The 15930-nt window shown below is 58.4% G+C and carries 12 protein-coding genes and 1 pseudogene; 2 read left to right on the forward strand and 11 right to left on the reverse strand.

The features are described 5' to 3' along the window. Positions 1-71: 71 nt before the first annotated feature. The 11 genes and pseudogenes from HY298_12220 to HY298_12270 all read right to left on the reverse strand — a co-directional run bounded on the left by HY298_12220 (position 72) and on the right by HY298_12270 (position 12591). A complete protein-coding gene (locus tag HY298_12220) occupies positions 72-317 on the reverse strand; it encodes a hypothetical protein (protein ID MBI3851025.1) in 246 nt (81 codons plus the stop codon). Continuing rightward, positions 308-529, reverse strand: a complete 222-nt coding sequence (locus HY298_12225) for a hypothetical protein (GenBank protein MBI3851026.1) — start codon at positions 527-529, stop codon at positions 308-310. The genes HY298_12220 and HY298_12225 overlap by 10 nt, the downstream gene beginning before the upstream one ends. Positions 530-554: 25 nt before the next feature. After that, positions 555-1655 (reverse strand): hypothetical protein, encoded by a 1101-nt coding sequence (locus HY298_12230; protein ID MBI3851027.1) that lies wholly within the window; start codon positions 1653-1655, stop codon positions 555-557. Positions 1656-1753: 98 nt separating this feature from the next. Then, positions 1754-2950 (reverse strand): exo-alpha-sialidase, encoded by a 1197-nt coding sequence (locus HY298_12235; protein MBI3851028.1) that lies wholly within the window; start codon positions 2948-2950, stop codon positions 1754-1756. A 543-nt stretch (positions 2951-3493) separates the two neighbouring features. Next, on the reverse strand, positions 3494-6283 hold the full coding sequence (locus tag HY298_12240; GenBank protein ID MBI3851029.1) for a serine/threonine protein kinase: 2790 nt from the start codon (positions 6281-6283) through the stop codon (positions 3494-3496). A gap of 36 nt (positions 6284-6319) precedes the next feature. Continuing rightward, positions 6320-6877 (reverse strand): sigma-70 family RNA polymerase sigma factor, encoded by a 558-nt coding sequence (locus tag HY298_12245; protein MBI3851030.1) that lies wholly within the window; start codon positions 6875-6877, stop codon positions 6320-6322. 325 nt (positions 6878-7202) lie between these two features. Beyond that, positions 7203-9011 carry a DUF885 domain-containing protein gene (locus tag HY298_12250; protein MBI3851031.1) on the reverse strand — a complete coding sequence of 603 codons (1809 nt, stop codon included), beginning with the start codon at positions 9009-9011 and terminating at the stop codon, positions 7203-7205. Between the two features lie 408 nt (positions 9012-9419). Continuing rightward, a pseudogene (locus HY298_12255) lies at positions 9420-9991 on the reverse strand (tRNA-(ms[2]io[6]A)-hydroxylase). A gap of 71 nt (positions 9992-10062) precedes the next feature. Beyond that, positions 10063-11205 (reverse strand): hypothetical protein, encoded by a 1143-nt coding sequence (locus HY298_12260; protein ID MBI3851032.1) that lies wholly within the window; start codon positions 11203-11205, stop codon positions 10063-10065. A gap of 201 nt (positions 11206-11406) precedes the next feature. After that, complete coding sequence (locus HY298_12265) at positions 11407-11784, reverse strand: holo-ACP synthase (GenBank protein ID MBI3851033.1); 378 nt, start codon at positions 11782-11784, stop codon at positions 11407-11409. Between the two features lie 54 nt (positions 11785-11838). Beyond that, on the reverse strand, positions 11839-12591 hold the full coding sequence (locus tag HY298_12270; GenBank protein MBI3851034.1) for a pyridoxine 5'-phosphate synthase: 753 nt from the start codon (positions 12589-12591) through the stop codon (positions 11839-11841). A 333-nt stretch (positions 12592-12924) separates the two neighbouring features. Between HY298_12270 and HY298_12275 the strand changes: the two genes are divergently transcribed. Both HY298_12275 and HY298_12280 read left to right on the forward strand, forming a co-directional pair. Next, positions 12925-13383 carry a VanZ family protein gene (locus tag HY298_12275; GenBank protein MBI3851035.1) on the forward strand — a complete coding sequence of 153 codons (459 nt, stop codon included), beginning with the start codon at positions 12925-12927 and terminating at the stop codon, positions 13381-13383. A gap of 6 nt (positions 13384-13389) precedes the next feature. Then, positions 13390-15813 carry a ComEC/Rec2 family competence protein gene (locus tag HY298_12280; GenBank protein ID MBI3851036.1) on the forward strand — a complete coding sequence of 808 codons (2424 nt, stop codon included), beginning with the start codon at positions 13390-13392 and terminating at the stop codon, positions 15811-15813. Positions 15814-15930 lie beyond the last annotated feature (117 nt).

Genomic DNA, 15930 nt, shown 5'->3' on the forward strand with positions numbered 1-15930 from the left:
CGTTCTGTCCGTTGATGACTACTGGCTCCGGAGGCACCGTCAGTTGGTCTGATTCAAAGTTATCACCACGTTCATTGTTGCACGGCGTGGTAAAAGGCCCGGTTCGAGGGCGGGAAGGGATCGTGGAATTCGAGCAGGCCGGAGGCGGGCGCGGTCTGCGGGGCGCTGGTGCTCCACGGGCCGGTCAGACTTTGCGCGCGCTGCAATCGGTAGGTGAGATCGGGAACTCCATTGAAGCGGAGAACGTAGCCGCCGCTGCCGTCCGGCGCGAGTCGCGCAGTGCGTTTTGCCAGAAAGCGGCGTGGAATTACGGCCAACGGACGCGGTAGAATCGCTGGCCGCCATTCGTCGCCTGCGAGTCGGTGAATTGGAACTGGCCGGATGAAGTTTCCGTGGCCCAGCCGAGGAGCGTCCAGTTGGACAAGGATAACGACAGGTTGGTGGTGGCCAAAACGGTAAGCGTTGCGCCCGGTGTATTGGTGAAAGCGAATTGAAACGCGCCGTTCGGCAGCTTTGCCGGATTGCTCAAAACGGTGACCGTCCCGGTGGCCGAATCATATAGCTCCGCGCTGAAAAGGGCGTCGTAGTTGTAATCGTCTCCCCCCCGCGACCAGCACTTGCCCATTGGGGAGCAAGGTGGACGTGTGTCGCGCGCGCGTGGTGTTCAGCGCACCGGTCTCCGACCATTTCTCGGTTGCCGGATCGAAAAGCTCTGCGCTGGAAAGATAGGTGTAGGGATAACTGCCGCTGATGCCTCCCGCGACCAGCACTTTCCCATTGGGGAGCAAGGCCGCCGTGAGCAAAAAGCGATCGCTGATCATCGCGCCGGTCTCTGCCCAGGTCTCGGTTGCCAGATCGAAAAGCTCCGCGCTGGAAAGAAAACCGCCGGTGTTGCCATTATCGCCCCCAGCGACCAGCACCTTCCCATTGGGGAGCAACGTTGCCGTGTGATGTTCACGGTTGGTCGTCATCGCGCCGGTCTCTGCCCATGTTCCGGCGGCCGGATCGTACAGTTCCGCGGTGCGAAGACCGCCGACGCCCCCTGCGACCAGCACTTTCCCACTCTGGAGCAAGGTCGCCGTGTGAGCATACCGTCGGGTGTTCAGCGCGCCGGTGGCCGTCCACTTCCCCGTAGCCGGATTATACAGCTCCGCGCTGTCACCGGGAACGGAGAAACTACCGGCGATCAACACCATCCCATTGGACAGCAAAGTCGCCGTGTGTAGGTAGTGGTTGGTCTTCATCGCGCCGGTAAATGTCCAATTCCCGGTGGTCGGATCGTATAGCTCCGCGCTGGAGAGATAGTGATTTCCGCCGTCGGCCGTGCCTCCCGCGACCAGCACCTTCCCATTGGGCAGCAACGTGGCCGTGTGACCTATGAGTATGGTCTTCAAGGAGCCCGTCGTCGTCCACGACCCTGTGGTCGGATCGTACAGCTCCGCGCCGGAAAGATAGCCGATGGTTTGGTTGTAACCAGCCGCGACCAGCACCTTGCCGTTGGCCAGTAACGTCGCCGTGTGGCTAACGCGATTGGTGTTCATCGAGCCGGTGGGGAGGAATGATTGCGCTTGGGCCGGTTGAATGACCGACAGGTTTAACATCAGGGCGGCCAACGCCAGTGCCAGTGGAACAAGTTTCTTGATTTGAATTTTCATAGGGCGGCTTTTCCGGGCTTTCGTCACCTCCGCTACCGGAGGAAACCACGCACCTGCCTTGGTGAAGGTTCAGCCAAGGCAGGTCACGTCTGATTCGCTCAGGGCCCCACTTGCTTTCGGACCACCCAATGACCCTGCGTTCCGGACGGTAACAAAGCCAGTCCGCAGACATACACGCCGCCGGCGGCATCGCACGTGACGGCCGTAGCGAACGCAGTGAGCAACGGGCCGTAGTTGTCCACCAAAGTCCAACTCGCGCCTTGGTTGGCCCCTTTCTCGACGATCCAACGGTGATGACCCGTAGTGTCGTCCACCAGTCCCACGGCATAGACGTTGCCGACGGGATCGGCGTCGAGTCCGTTCAGCATACAGTTGCCGCCGGTCGGGATGACCACCTGCGTGTTCCAAGTGGCGCCGCCATTGGTTCCCTTGCGGACGATCCAATTATAGGTGGTGGTCGTCGTTTTCTTGGTGGTGACATTGATATTGGCAAATCCCCCGACGTAAAGGTTGCCGGTCCAGTCCGCGCAAAGAGCCTCCAAGTTACCCGTGCCATTGAAGCCGGGCGGCGTGTAGCTGTCCACAGTCGTCCACGTTGCTCCGGCATTCAGGCTCTTCTTCACCATCCCCCAAGGGCCGCCCAGCGCTTGGGCGGCGAAAAGCCCGCTCGAGGTAATGGCCATCCCTCTCACCCAAGCCCCTGCATTCCAGGAAATCCAGGTACCACCGGCGTCTGTGCTTTTCAGGATGAAAGCACCGGCATTGTAAACCACGCTGACGTAAATCGCGCCGGCTGCGTCCGCGGCAAACGCGGGACTTCCAATTGTTGCGGTCCCGTTCAGAGCCTTGGGGGCGGCGAAATCCAGGGTGGTGGCCCAAGTCGCGCCGCCATCGGCGCTCTTGCGCACAACCAACCGGTCGGAGGCATCCGCGGCGCCCAGTCCGGTCAGGCCGACGGCGTAGAGGTTTTGGTGCGCGTCGAGGCCGATGGCGGTGAAGACAACAACGTGGTTGGTGGGATCGGGGTAACCGTAATCTTCGATGGTGGTCCAACTTGCCCCCTGGTCGGTGCTGCGCCGCACCAACCCGTTGCGGAAGCCAAGCTCGCCATTCTGGTACATGCCCGCGACATAAATGGACCCTTGGGCATCCACCGTCATCGCGTAAGGCTCGGCCACGTGGTTGCTGACCACCTGGAAGTCATCCACCGTCTGCCAGGTTTGGGCGAGGGCGGTGTGGGAGAATAAAGCGAGCGTGCCCGCCAGGGCCAGTCGCGTGGATAGGAGTGTTTTCATGGTTTTTTTGGAATTGCCGTTTCAACCATAAGTGCGCCAAAAGCGGAGCGAAAAGGATCAGGAGAATGAAGATTGTTTTTGGCGACGGATGGGTCGCGGAGGAAGAGACCTGGGTTAGCAACCCCTTAGCGCGTTTACGGAAATGCGACGACGAGCGGATTCTACCGTTTGGTGTCCACGCTTTAGCGTGCGTTGGTCGCGTTTGCCGGCTAAAGCCGGGACACCAAACGGCTTTTTCGCACACGCTCTTAAAGAAGTAGCCGCCGAGGTGAGGAGGCGGGTTTCCTGGACAATTCGTTGCACGGCCATCCTTGAGCACCCACGCGCGCCGCGAGGATTACGGAGCGCGCTGCTTTTCCCTCTCCCTATGAGGAACGAATGGGGAGGATCGAGGAGAGGGGTGCTTCGTGAAAACGTTCCTCCTCTCCCCAACCCTCTCCTCCATCCGATGGAGGAGAGGGAGTTCCTTCGGTTGTGGCTTCGCCCTGTTGCGTTCCCTCCGCCTCCTCACGTCGGCGGCTACGTTTTGAGCGGGGCGCGGCGCTACGGGCCGTCGGCCTTTTTCCCGGCTTCGGCTTGGTCGAACTCGGCCAGCTTCTGTTTGCATTCGGCGGCTTGGTCAGAGCGGCCGGTGGCTTCGTAAAGCTGCACCAGATGCTGAAGCGCCTCCTTCAGACGCAGTTTGGTACCGGCAGGGTCCTGGCCCTCCCGTCTTTTCATCCCTTCGTAACCCGAAAGCAGCAGTGGCTCGGCTTCGGCGTATTTTTTCTGAACCCGCAGGATGTCGCCCAGCAGACACCGCGCGAAAAAGCTTTGCCACTTGTCTGGCATTTTCTTTTCACGGATGGCCAGGCATTCACGGGCGAATATTTCCGACTCCGCCAGCTTGCCTTGGTCCGAGAGCACGATAACGAGTTCGGTGAGCGAGTCGGCCACATGCGGATGGTCCAATTTCCTGTATGTCGCCAACGCTTCACGCTCTTCCGTTTCGCCCTCGGCCAGCTTGCCTTGGGCGTAGAGCACGTTGGCCAACTCGGTGAGCGAGGTGGCTACCGACGGATGATCACCGTTCAAAAACTTTTTGTTCATCCTGAGAGCGTCGCGCTGCATCGTTTCGGCTTCGGCCAGCTTGCCTTGCATCTGGAGCGTTATGGCCAAGTTGCCAAGCGCAAAGGCCACCTCTGGACATTCGTTGCCCCCGTACTTTTTATAGATCTCCAGTGCCTCGCGCCGCATCGTCTCGGCCTCAGCCAGCTTGCCTTGCCTAGCAAGCACGTTCGACAGATTACTGAGCGACTGGGCCAAAGCCGAACGCTCCTCTGAACGCTCGTCTTTGCCCGGTAGTGCTTTCCGAATAGCGAGCGCCTGCCGAAGCATTACTTCGGCCTGGGCCAGTTTGCCTTGATCGACGAGCACTATGGCCAGGGTGTTGAGCGACTGGGCAACGTCTCGGTGTTTGGGTCCCAAGAACTTTTCCCTCATCGCCAGCGCCTCGCGCCCCAAAGTCTCGGCCTCGGTCAGCTTCTGTTGATCCCAGAGCACACCGGCCAGACTGTTGAGTGAGGCAGCCACTTCTGGATGCTCGTTTCCCCAGAGATTGCGTTTAATGGCCAGAGCATTCCGAAACATTGCCTCGCCCTTCTGATACAGGCCCATATACCTGTAAATGTTCCCGATGGTCATTCGTAATTCCGCCTCGACCTCTGGCTGGTTGGTCAAGTCTTTGGCTACGCGCTCAGCCAGCTTGTCCAGTACGTCCTGCATTATCTTATTGTCGCGGCCCAAGCTGACCACTCGGCCAACGTCCTCAAGCGTGTCTTTCAGGAACTTGGCCACTTGCTGGCTCTTGGCGGCTTCGGCCTTTTCTCGGAGGAACATCCAGGTGGAGACGCCCAGGCCAATGATCAGTGCGGCGGCCACCGCGCTTGTGGCGGCGACGGCGATTTTGTTCCGGCGCACCAGTTTCTGAAATCGGTAGGCCGCGCTCGGCGGGCGGGCCACGACTGGTTCGTTGGCCAAGTGCCGCTGAATGTCCGATGCCAAACCGTTGGCCGTTTCATAACGCCGCGCACGGTCTTTCTCCAGGCACTTCATCGCGATCCAATCCAGATCGCCGCGCACTTCCTGTAGCAGCCGACGTGAGTCGGCTCTAATATCCCTTTCGTTTCCACCACGAGATTTGAGCGGACTGACGTCCGCTGCTACGAGTTCCTGGGTCAGCCGCGTGGAAGGTTTCAGCGGTTCTTTCTCGCGGATGGTGCGGCGCATTTCGTCCAGACCGGCGGCGAGCAGTTCCTTTTGATCGAACGGCGGGCGGCCCGTGAGCAATTCATAGAGCAGCACGCCCAGGCTGTAAATGTCGCTGCGGGTGTCAATGTCCAGTCCGCTCATCTCGGCTTGCTCCGGACTCATGTAGGCGGGTGTGCCGATGAATTGATGGAAGGCGGTGAAGACGGTCTTGTCCGTGAGCCGGCCCTGGGTCGCTTTGGCGATGCCGAAGTCAATCACCTTGGGAATCGGGACACCGTCATGCAGCGTGACCAGGATGTTCGAGGGCTTGATGTCGCGATGGATGATGCCCTTTTGATGCGCGTGCTGAATGGCGCGGCAGACTTGCATGAAAAGGGCCAGCCGCGCGGGCATGGTCAGATTGTTGTGGTCGCAGTATTCCGTGATCTTGGTTCCCCGAACCAGTTCCATGACGAAATAGGGGCGGCCAGGAGAAAGTTGAGAGTTGAGAGTTGAGGGTTGAGTGTTGGCGGAACCGGAATCCCCCTCGCCCGTCCTTCGGACACCCTCTCCCCCAGTGGGGGAGAGGGATGGGGTGAGGGGGATGCCTGTGATTCCCGCATCAAAAATCTTCGCGATGTTGGGATGGTCCATCAACGCCAGCGCCTGGCGCTCGGCCTCGAAGCGGGCGATGACGGCCTCGGTGTCCATGCCAAGCTTGATCACCTTGAGCGCGACACGGCGGCGGACCGGTTCTTCCTGCTCGGCCATATAGACCACGCCGCAGCCGCCTTCGCCGATTTTCTCGAGCAGCTTGTAATGGCCAATGCGGTCGCCGGGTTTCTCGGTCACCAGGCTTGTTGTCTCGGCTTCAGCCGGTCGGAGTTGGTTGCCGCCTGAAGGCGGGACACCGAACTCGTGCGCTCCGTCAGCAGGCCGGTTGTGTTCCATGAATTTTCCAGCCCGGTCATGCACCCGAAGCAATCCCTGGAGGGATTGAAATAGCGGCTCGTCCCCGGCGCAGGCTTCACGGAGGTAGGCCTCGCGGGCGGCCGGGGAATCGAACCCCAGCGCCTGTTCAAAGATGGTTTCTTCGCGGTTCATTCCTTTATTTAGTGCGCCGTTTGGCGACGGAAAGGATCAGCGGAGGCGTTCGATTTCCTGGAAGAGCCACGCGCGCGCATAGGCCCAATAGCGCTTGGCCGTCGGCGTGGAGACCCCGAGCACTTGCGCGGCTTCCTCGAGCGTCAAGCCGGTGAAGAAACGCAGCTCAACGAGCCGGGCTTTGACAGGATCATCAGCGTTCAGCCGCGCGAGCGCGTCTTCAACAAGCAACAGGGTTTCGGAATCGGCGTTGACGGCGAGGTCCAATTCCTCGAGCGGCACGCGCTGCCGGTCGCCGCCGCGTTTGAGCCGGGATTTCTGCCGGGCGTGCTCGATAAGGATGCGCCGCATGGCCTCGGCCGCCGCCATGAAGAAATGGTTACGGCTGTTCCAATGCTGATTTTGGTTGCCGGCGAGTCGGAGCCAAGCTTCATGGACGAGGGCGGTAGGTTGGAGCGTGTTGCCGGGCGCTTCCTGGGCCATCTTGCTTGCGGCCAAGTGGCGCAACTGCTCATAAACCAGCGGCAACAGTTCCGATGCGGCGTTGCCATCGCCCTGCTCGATGCGGTCGAGGATGTGGGTGACATCGCTCATGTGCGAAGCCTACCCGCCGGGCCGGGCAGATTTCAAGTGTGCGCTTGTGCGGCAGCGCGATTCTTTTCAAGCAACTCGGAAAATTGTTCGAGGTTTAGCACGCAGAGAAAATCGTAAATCGCAAATCCAAAATCGTAAATCCGAAGTGGCGCGCCCGGCGTGAGTCGAACCCGCGACCCTCGGCTTGGAAGGCAACCCGGACGGTGGGCAACCACTGCATTTGCCGGGCTATTATACCGCGTTCCCGAGGAAGTCAATACCCGCAGTGATGGGAAACGCGTTCAGAGGGATGCCGGTTACCCACGCGCGACCAATTCGCTCCGAACTACCTCTTCTGTCTTGCCGTCCACGCTTTCATCCGCGTTTCCAGAATATCCATCGGCAATGCGCCGTTGCCGAGGAGTTCGTCGTGGAAGGCGCGGATGTCGAACCTGTCGCCGAGTTCCTTTTTGGCGTAGTCGCGGAGTTCTTGCATTTTCAACTGGCCGATTTTGTAGGCCAGCGCCTGTCCCGGCCAGACGATGTAGCGGTCCACTTCCACCGTCACGTCGTGTTCGTTCTTGCTGGCGTTGGCGAGGAAGTAGTCGATGGCCCGCTGACGCGTCCAACCCATCGAGTGCATGCCGGTATCGACGACCAGCCGGATGGCGCGCCACATTTCGTAAGTGAGCTGACCGAACTTCATGTAGGGGTCTTTGTAGAAACCCATCTCGTCGCCGAGACTTTCGGCATACAGCCCCCAGCCTTCGACGAACGCCGTGTAGCCACCGTGCTTGCGGAACTCCGGCGCATCGGTCATTTCCTGCGCGAGCGCGATTTGCAGATGATGACCCGGCACGGATTCGTGCAACGTCAGCGCTTCCATCTCCCACTTGGGCCGCATGTCGAGCGCGTAGGTGTTGGCGTAATAATATCCGGGCCGACCCGCCTGTGGCGAGCCGGGTTGGTAATAGGCCGTGGTCTGCGATTTCTCCGCGTAAGCCGGAACGGGCAACACGCCGTAGGGCAGGCGCGGCAGTTTGCCGAACAATTTCGCCAACTCCGGATCGGCCCGCTTGCATATTTCGCGATAAGCCGTCAACAGGCTGTCCGCGTCCGCGAAATAGAATCGTGAATCCTTGCGGAGAAATTTCAGGAACTCGTCGAAGCTGCCTTTGAATCCGGTCGCCGCGATGACTTTGTCCATCTCGGCACGAATGCGTTTCACTTCGGACAATCCAAGCTCGTGAATCTGCTGTGGCGTCAGCGAAGTCGTCGTGCGAGTGCGGACGTTGTAGGCGTACCAGGCTTTGCCATCGGGCAGGTCGCTCATGGCAATGCTTTCACGCGCGCCGGGCAGATACGTTTTGACCAGGAACTCATGCAGTTTGCGAAACGCCGGCAGGATTTCTTCTTTCAGAGCGACCGCGGCGTCCTTGCGCAAACGATCCCGCACCGCCGTCGGAATTTCCAAAGGAAACTCGGTGAATGGTTTAAGCATCGCATTTTTGTCCGGGTCTTCCACGAGTTGATTCAGCACTTGCTGTGGCACATCGCGCAGCGTGATGCGAGGTGGTGTGATGCCCGTTTCAAGTCCCTTGTTCAGCAGCAGGAGCGTCTGATCGATTAGTGTCGGCACGGAGTTGAACCGCGCGATCATGTCTTCGTAATCCTTAACCTTCGCGCGCGGAGAAATCTCCAGCAACTGCGCCACGTCCTGTTGCACGCCGTTCAATTGCGTCAGCGGCATGTATTCGCCTTTGAAGCGCGTGCCTTCGATGGCGTTCTCCTGGTCCTTCTTGAACAAATCGTAATTCAACTGATCGGCGGCTTTCAGCTTCGAACGATTGATCGATTGAATGACCTTCATCGGCGCTTGCAGTTCGCGTTTGCGACGATCGATCGCCTCCAGTGAATTGTCCGTCCAGCGATGGTTCTGACCAGGATAACCGACTCCGGTCGCGAACTCCGGGTTCTCGTGCATCGTGTATTCCCAGTGGAGCTTGATAAGCTGATGCAGGCGCTCGGCATCCCTACCGTTCCCTTTAGCCAGCTTGGCGCAATCACGCTCGAAGTCGGTTTCAGCAAGGAGGGTAAAGGCGGTGGCGAAGCAAAGCGACGTGAGCAACAAAGCAATCAACATTCGGCGGATCATGGTGGGATGATAAACAGGTTCGCGCGGCATCGACAAGCATCGTTCGGCTTCGCACGCGCTCAGCCGCCACGGACCGGGCAGAGAGAGAACTGGAGCGAGAGGACATCTCATCAACGTCCTTCCCGCCCATGAACCTCGATACTTTCCGAACCGTCGGAGACGCGCGGAGCGTATGGAGTGCGGCGACTTGTCGCCGCTGTTGCACTTCGCGTGTGGGGAAGACACGCCTGCTCTGGAGTCGGCACATCCCCAAAGCGGCGACAAGTCGCCGCACTCCAAACGCTAACGCGACCACCCGCATTCCTTTGGGTTCAGGGGCGCAAGACGCGGGCGAGGTTTACGGAGTTCTTTCGCTGAACCGTCGAGCTTTTCCAACCTTTCAACAAAGCCGGAGGCTTTCCTCAAAACCTAATGCAGCATCGGCAGCGGATTGGGCATGCGGATGAGTTGCGCGTCGAGGTCGAGATAGAACTCCATCCGGCGATTGGTTTCCGCTTCGTCAATGCTCCGCGCCATCAACAGGTAGGTGGCATAATGATTCCCTTCCGACTCGACCAGCCCGGCGTAGAACTGCGCCAGCTTCGGATCGATGGCTTTGAGTTCATTGGCAAGAATTTGGAACTTCTCGCAACTCCGCCCCTCGATCAGCGCGCAGCAAATCAAATGGTCGATGGCCTGATGCCGTTGTCCGTTACGGACGGACTTCATCAAGCCGCTGATCCACGGACTGGGATAAGGCTGGCCGAAGGGAATGCCGCGTCGCTTCAACAAACCCAACACAAGCTGGAAATGTTGCAGCTCTTCGATGGCGATGGCATTCAGCTCCTCCACGCGGGAATACAAATCGCGATATTTTTCCAGGTTCAAGGCCGTCGTCGCCGCTTTGCGTTCCAAGTGAGCGTGATCAACCAGCACCGCGGGAAGATTGGCCAGAACCTTCGGGAGCCAATCAGCGGGATTTTTTCACGGAACAAGAGCATGAAGCACTTTTAATATGCAGTCGAAAGCTGGCGGACAGGATTGGTTTTGCCAGCCTTGCCGCCTTATTATGTCAGGGGCTTTTGAGGCGATAGAAATTGTTGCCGTTGGTCGGCGAGACAGTTACTTGGAATTCGTAGTTTGTGGTACTCGGTGGCGTTAGCACGTCCGTCCAATTCGTGTTGGCGAGATCGGAGTTCTCCTGCAAAACGAAATCCATTGAGGGAACGATCCAGGAAATGAGGGCGTCGCTGCCCGAAGAGGTAATGTTCAACAACGGCGACGGTATAGATTGCCGGGTGTAAATGCCAGTACCACCAGCCAACGCCACCAATTTGTTTCCATCCGCCGAAGAGGCGACGGAAATCCATGGTTTTTGGGGCAGGTTGTTCGACGCCCAGGTTCCTCCCGAATTGGTCGAGGTGTAAATCGCGATATTATAGGCTGCGGCCAGCAGTCTCTTTCCATCTGCCGAAGAGGCGACTGAAGACCAAAATAGGGAGGGGGTAATGGTTGCCTGCCAGGTCGCTCCCGAATTGGTTGAGGTGTAAATCGGGCGGCTGAAAAAGGACGTCGCTACCAATTTGGTTCCATCGGCCGAGGAGGTGACGGAAAACCCATAATTGGTGGGGGCGTTGGCCTGCGTCCAAGTGTCTCCCGAATTCGTCGAAGTGTAAATCGGGCCACCAGTACACCCCGCCACTAGTTTGTTTCCATCTGCGGAAGAGGCAACGCAATTCCATAGCAGGTTCGGTGCGCTGTTCGACGTCCAAGTGTCTCCCGAATTTGTCGACGTGTAAATTGGGCCACCATCGACTACCGCCACGAGTTTGCTTCCGTCGGCCGAGGAAGCCACCGACATCCAAGATCTAGTAGGAGCGCTGTTCGACGTCCAAGTGTTTCCTGAATTCGTCGACGTGTAAATTGGGCCGTCAAGAGCCGCCGCCACCAATTTGGTGCCATCCGCCGAGGATGCGACGGCGTGCCAATTCGTTGTCGGCGCATTGTTCGATAACCAGTTTCCTCCCGAATTCGTTGACGTGTAAATCGGGCCGCCATAGACCACTGCAACCAATTTGCTACCATCCGCTGAGGAGGCAACCGACCACCAATTTTTATTCGGAGCGCTGGTCTGCGTCCAAGTTTGGGCGGACGTAAAATCAACCACGCAGAACAGGCCGCTGAAGGCGACCATCACCAGTAATAAATGTTTCATTCTCATGCCTCGACAAGCGACTAGTGAGTGAGGCTGACACGGTTAGTATAAGCAGATCGAGCACAGAATGGCGAGCCATGATTTCACGAGCGCCATTCATAATCCTTCATCAGGAGAGTGTCTGAAAAACGTGGCCGCCGATGTGAGGAGGCGGATTCCACGCGACACAATGCACCTTGGTCCGCCTCTTTACGTCGGCGGCTACGCTTCCAGAATCGCAACAACCGCCGCGTAATTCTGGGTGTGGCTAAGACTGACAAGCACCGCGCGCGCATACCGTTTTTCCAGCAACTCTTTTCCTTTGCCGTGCAGAACGACGTAAGGTTCGCCCGATTCCTTGCGGCAGATCTCCATGTCGTGCCAGCCGAGTGATGCGCCGATGCCGGTGCCGAACGCCTTGGAGATCGCTTCCTTGGCCGCGAACCGCGCGGCGATGAAAGGCGCGGGATTTTTGTGTGAGAGACAATAGGCAATCTCCGCCGGATGCAGGATGCGGTTCACGAACCGTTCGCCGAACTTCTCAAAGGACGTGCGGATGCGTTCCACCTCAATGATGTCGATGCCTGTGCCAAGGATCACAAGATAGTTGAGGGTTGAGAGTTGAGAGTTGAGAGAAGCAAAAAGACAATCACGTCAACCCGGATAGTTTTCCATCAGCTTGAGCATTTCTTTGACGGCGGTGGCGAGGCCGACCGTGACGGCGCGGCTGATGATGCTGTGACCGGTGTTCAATTCGATCAAGTGAGGCACACGGTGAATCTCAGATGTATTCTGATAATTCAACCCATGCCCGGCGTTGACCTTCAATCCCAGCGCATGCGCCTGTTTCGCGCCGGCAATCAACCGCTGGATTTCAATTTCAGGTTTCTGCTTTCCGCTTTCTGCTTTTCCAAACTCTTCCGCGAACGCGCCGGTGTGGAGTTCGACGAACTGCGCGCCGACACGTGCCGAGGCTTCAATCTGCGCCGCGTCGGGCGCGATGAACAAGCTGACCTCGATGCCGGCATCGTTCATCTTTTTCCGGGTCTCGGCCAGTTCCTGCCAATGACCGGCGACGTCGAGTCCGCCTTCCGTCGTGACTTCCTGGCGGCGTTCAGGCACGAGGCAGACGACGTGCGGCTTCTGTTTCAGCGCAATGGCGATGATCTCCGGCGCATTGGCCATCTCGAAATTGAGCCGGGTCTTGATCGCTTCCTTCAACTTCCAAATATCGCGATCCTGAATGTGCCGCCGGTCTTCGCGCAGATGGACGGTGATGCCGTGCGCGCCCGCCGCTTCGCCAATCAAAGCCGCAGCGACGGGGTCCGGCTCGCCCCACTCGCGCCCGCGATAGCGCGCTTCGCGCAACGTGGCGACGTGGTCGATGTTGAGTCCGAGTTTTAACATTGGATGCAGTTCCGCACGGCAGGACGTTTATTGCCAAAGTTGCATCACCTTGGCAAACGGAATAAGAATTTAGGGCTATGCACTTGAATCTCCTTCAGCTTTCGGCAGGCGCGGCGACACTCCCTCTCATTCCGCTGCGGGAGGAGAGGGCTGGGGAGAGGAGGAACTTTTGCTCGAAAACCCCTCTCTCCGGCTCTCTCCCCGCTCGTCCCTCGCAGGGAGAGAGGGAGAAACTGCGTTGACCTCACGCTCCGGTTCGATAAGGGGAATCAAGTTCAGTGTCATATTAGAATTAAGATTGCCTTGGCGCGAACAAGCTTGCTTTGATGCGTCGTGCTCTGGGTGCGTTCGCTCTTGAAATACTGGCTGGCCGTCGTCCTCTGGATGTTGATCATCTTTTCCTTTTCCGGCGACACCCAATCTGGCCAGCACAGTTCGCGGATCATCGGACCGATTCTCCACTGGCTTTTCCCGGACATGCCGCAGACGCGGGTTGACGAAATCGTGTTCTTCGCGCGCAAGTGCGCCCATGAAGCTGAATACGCCGTGTTCGCCATCCTGCTTTGGCGCGCGCGCAACAAACCGTCCAAGGACAAACGCCCCGCCTGGCGATGGTCGGAGGCCCGGTTCATTGTGTTGCTGGCGATGGCTTATGCCGCCACGGACGAATTTCACCAGGCTTTCGTGCCGAGTCGCGAGAGTTCGGTGGTGGATGTACTGATTGACGCATTTGGCGCGGCGCTTGGTTTGATTTTGGTCTGGGGTTTTGGCCGGTGGCGAAGATACTGGTGATACCGAATGAAACGACCACTCGTAATGGTGGCGTTGCTTTACAGTGGCGGCCTGTTGCTGGCCGACTTTTTACAGGTGCCACTGGTGGGACTAATTGTTGTCACGCTCAGTCTCGCCGTGGGCGCATTGTTGTGGGCCAAGGCGCGCTCCGTGCTCCTCGGCCTCCTTGTCCTCCTGGCGGGTTGGACCAATCTCACACTTCGCACCGCGATTATTTCGCCAATTGATTTGCGCGTGGTGGTCGGTGAGCGGACCGAATTCATCACACTCCGGGGCGCGCTGAGCGAAACGCCCTACCAGCGTGTTTACGAACACCACGACCAAGAACCATCGTGGCGCACGATGTCACTGGTGGATGTCAGTGAACTGCGGTTCCAAAAACAAATCTGGCGACCCACTTTTGGTGGCGTCGCCATCAGCACGCCGGGAATTCTTTCCTCCAACTTCTTCGCCGGACAAACCGTGGAAGTCACCGGCATTCTCCGCGCGCCGAAAGGTGCCGTGGCGGATGGGCTTTTCGATTACCGAACTTATCTGCGCCGCCAGGGAATTTATTACCAGTTACAGGTTGCCTCGCTGAGAGACTGGGAAATTGTTTCCTCCACCAACGCGCCGCCATCACCGCCCATTTCGGATCGTTTTTTCGTCTGGGCCAAGAGAACGCTCGCGCTAGGCTTGCCGGTGGAAGATGAACCGCTTCGTTTGCTCTGGGCGATGACACTCGGCTGGAAGACTGCGCTCACGAACGAAGTCAACGAACCGTTCATGCGCTCCGGCACGATGCACATTTTTGCGATCAGTGGACTGCACATCGCGTTGATAGCCGGCATCCTTGTCGCGGTGCTGCGGGTGCTGCAAGTGCCGCGCGCCGTTTGCGGCTTGGTGGTGATCCCGCTGATCTGGTTTTACACCGGCGTTACGGGCTGGCAGGCGTCGGCGATTCGCTCCACCGTCATGATGACGATCATCATTGCCGGCTGGTCGCTCAAACGCCCCAGTGATCTGCTGAATTCGCTGGCCGCCGCCGCGTTCATCATTTTGATCTGGGACCCGCAGCAACTTTTTCAAGCCAGCTTTCAACTTTCCTTTTTTGTCGTGTTGAGCCTGGCGCTGTTCGTGCCGGTGCTGGAAAAGATCCGCAAACGATGGCTGCAATCCGATCCCTTGTTGCCCGGCGAATTGCGTCCCCGCTGGCAACGCTGGCTCAACGTGCCGATCTATTATGTCACCGCCGGTCTGACCACTTCACTGGCGGCGTGGTTGGGATCGATTCCTTTGATCGCTTACTACTTTCATCTGTTCACGCCGGTTAGTTTGCTCGCCAACTTGATTGTCGTGCCGCTGAGCAGTCTCGCCTTGATGAGCAATCTTGCCAGCCTCATCGTCGGTGGTTGGTTTCCCGCCTGCGCTGAATTGTTCAACCACAGCGCCTGGTTTTGGATGCTGTTGATGCTGCGCGTCAGCGAATGGGCGGCGAACCTGCCGGGCGGTTGCGTTTATATCGCCGCGCCTTCGGCCATCGGTTTCATCTTCTACTACGCGCTGCTCGTCAGCCTGATGGGCGGCTGGCTCAAGCGGCCGCGCTGGCGGGTCTGGGTCGCGGCTGGACTGGCATTGCTCGGTGTCGCCTGGTTGTCCCATTGGCAACAAGAACGAACGACCACACGCCTGACGATTCTTCCGTTGAACGGTGGCCACGCGGTTTACTTCGACGCACCCGGCCACAAGAATGATCTGCTGGTAGATTGCGGAAACACGAACGCGGCCCAATTCATCGTGAAGCCATTTCTGCGCGCGCAAGGCGTGAACCGGTTGAACCGACTGCTGCTCACTCACGGCGACCTGCGGCAGGTGGGCGGAGCGGAACTGGTTGGCGACGCTTTTTCAGTGAAACAAATCGCCACCAGTCCCATCCAATTCCGCTCGCCGACCTACCGAAATATTTTGGAACGGTTGGAACGCAATCCTGAAAAACGGCAACACGTCGCCCGTGACGACCGAATCGGCCCGTGGACCATACTGCATCCGAAGTCGGACGACCATTTTCCACAGGCAGACGACAGTTCGGTGGTGTTGTCCGGCAATATTCAAGGCACGCGCATTCTGCTGCTCTCGGATTTGGGGCGGCCGGGTCAGGAAGTTTTGCTGGAACGCACGCCGGAGTTGCGTGCCGACATCGTGGTCACGGGCCTGCCGACCGGCAGCGAACCAATCAGCGACGCATTGCTCGATGTTGTTCAACCGCGAGTGATTGTCATTACCGACTCGGAATTTCCCGCCACGCGTCGCGCGAACGAGAAGTTGCGGGAACGTTTGGCGAAAAGAAATGCGCAAGTGATTTACACGCGCACGAGCGGAGCGGTCACATTTTTCCTTCGTGCGAACCATTGGGAATTGAAGCCGATGAGCGGAGATCGGTTGCTAAAGTAAATTTCCTGATTGGACTAGGCACTTAATTCCCCTTGGCCCATCCGACACGCTAAAGCGTGAACTCCAACGCCGCGCGAGGGCCGTTTCCGTTGGAGTTCAACCTTTAGGTTGTCCCCC

This window comes from Verrucomicrobiota bacterium (assembly GCA_016200005.1).
GTDB lineage: Bacteria > Verrucomicrobiota > Verrucomicrobiia > Limisphaerales > PALSA-1396 > PALSA-1396.

Excerpts from the sequence above, each read along its gene's own strand:
- HY298_12245 (MBI3851030.1), bottom strand. The coding sequence starts at position 6,877 with ATGAGCGATGTCACCCACATCCTCGACCGCATCGAGCAGGGCGATGGC.
- HY298_12235 (MBI3851028.1), bottom strand. The coding sequence starts at position 2,950 with ATGAAAACACTCCTATCCACGCGACTGGCCCTGGCGGGCACGCTCGCT.
- HY298_12230 (MBI3851027.1), bottom strand. The coding sequence starts at position 1,655 with ATGAAAATTCAAATCAAGAAACTTGTTCCACTGGCACTGGCGTTGGCC.
- HY298_12280 (MBI3851036.1), top strand. The coding sequence starts at position 13,390 with ATGAAACGACCACTCGTAATGGTGGCGTTGCTTTACAGTGGCGGCCTG.
- HY298_12240 (MBI3851029.1), bottom strand. The coding sequence starts at position 6,283 with ATGAACCGCGAAGAAACCATCTTTGAACAGGCGCTGGGGTTCGATTCC.
- HY298_12250 (MBI3851031.1), bottom strand. The coding sequence starts at position 9,011 with ATGATCCGCCGAATGTTGATTGCTTTGTTGCTCACGTCGCTTTGCTTC.
- HY298_12270 (MBI3851034.1), bottom strand. The coding sequence starts at position 12,591 with ATGTTAAAACTCGGACTCAACATCGACCACGTCGCCACGTTGCGCGAA.
- HY298_12260 (MBI3851032.1), bottom strand. The coding sequence starts at position 11,205 with ATGAAACATTTATTACTGGTGATGGTCGCCTTCAGCGGCCTGTTCTGC.